We start from the raw sequence: 1,855 nt of genomic DNA on the forward strand, positions 1-1,855 counted from the left end.
GAACAACACAGTGGACGCGAGCAACTGAGGACAAGCCCTCGGCCTATTAGTACCAGTCAGCTCCACCCGTTACCGGGCTTCCACATCTGGCCTATCAACCCAGTCGTCTACTGGGAGCCTTAACCCCTCAAAGGGGGTGGGAATACTCATCTCGAAGCAGGCTTCCCGCTTAGATGCTTTCAGCGGTTATCCTTTCCGAACGTAGCCAACCAGCCATGCCCTTGGCAGGACAACTGGCACACCAGAGGTTCGTCCGTCCCGGTCCTCTCGTACTAGGGACAGCCCTTCTCAATATTCCTACGCGCACAGCGGATAGGGACCGAACTGTCTCACGACGTTCTAAACCCAGCTCGCGTACCGCTTTAATGGGCGAACAGCCCAACCCTTGGGACCGACTCCAGCCCCAGGATGCGACGAGCCGACATCGAGGTGCCAAACCATCCCGTCGATATGGACTCTTGGGGAAGATCAGCCTGTTATCCCCGGGGTACCTTTTATCCGTTGAGCGACAGCGCTTCCACAAGCCACTGCCGGATCACTAGTCCCGACTTTCGTCCCTGCTCGACCCGTCGGTCTCACAGTCAAGCTCCCTTGTGCACTTACACTCAACACCTGATTGCCAACCAGGCTGAGGGAACCTTTGGGCGCCTCCGTTACTCTTTAGGAGGCAACCGCCCCAGTTAAACTACCCATCAGACACTGTCCCTGATCCGGATCACGGACCGAGGTTAGACATCCAGCACGACCAGAGTGGTATTTCAACGGCGACTCCACAACCACTGGCGTGGCCGCTTCAAAGTCTCCCACCTATCCTACACAAGCCGAACCGAACACCAATATCAAACTATAGTAAAGGTCCCGGGGTCTTTCCGTCCTGCTGCGCGAAACGAGCATCTTTACTCGTAGTGCAATTTCACCGGGCCTATGGTTGAGACAGTCGAGAAGTCGTTACGCCATTCGTGCAGGTCGGAACTTACCCGACAAGGAATTTCGCTACCTTAGGATGGTTATAGTTACCACCGCCGTTTACTGGCGCTTAAGTTCTCAGCTTCGCCGACCCGAAAGTCAGCTAACCGGTCCCCTTAACGTTCCAGCACCGGGCAGGCGTCAGTCCGTATACATCGCCTTACGGCTTCGCACGGACCTGTGTTTTTAGTAAACAGTCGCTTCTCGCTGGTCTCTGCGGCCACCCCCAGCTCAGGAAGCAAGTTCCCTCACCAGTGATGGCCCCCCTTCTCCCGAAGTTACGGGGGCATTTTGCCGAGTTCCTTAACCATAGTTCACCCGAACGCCTCGGTATTCTCTACCTGACCACCTGAGTCGGTTTAGGGTACGGGCCGCCATGAAACTCGCTAGAGGCTTTTCTCGACAGCATAGGATCATCCACTTCGCCACAATCGGCTCGGCATCAGGTCTCAGCCTTAATGTGTGACGGATTTGCCTACCACACGGCCTACACCCTTACCCCGGGACAACCACCGCCCGGGCTGGACTACCTTCCTGCGTCACCCCATCGCTTACCTACTACAAGTCTGGTTCATCGGCTCCACCACTACCCTCAACTCCGAAGAGATCGGGCCGGCTTCACGGACTTAGCATCGCCTGATTCAGTACTGGGCGTTTCAAAGCGGGTACCGGAATATCAACCGGTTGTCCATCGACTACGCCTGTCGGCCTCGCCTTAGGTCCCGACTTACCCTGGGCAGATCAGCTTGACCCAGGAACCCTTAGTCAATCGGCGCACACGTTTCTCACGTGTGTATCGCTACTCATGCCTGCATTCTCACTCGTGAACCGTCCACAACTCGCTTCCGCGGCTGCTTCACCCGGCACACGACGCTCCCCTACCCATCCC

The 1,855-nt window shown here is 56.5% G+C and carries 1 rRNA gene (cut by a window edge); it reads right to left on the minus strand.

Features of this window, described 5'->3' with window-relative positions:
• Nucleotides 1-26 precede the first annotated feature (26 nt).
• Nucleotides 27-1,855, minus strand: a 23S ribosomal RNA gene (locus ACFYPN_RS33590) (it continues 1,372 nt past the right edge of the window).

It is taken from the genome of Streptomyces sp. NPDC005576, assembly GCF_042871745.1.
In the GTDB taxonomy this organism is placed as follows: domain Bacteria; phylum Actinomycetota; class Actinomycetes; order Streptomycetales; family Streptomycetaceae; genus Streptomyces.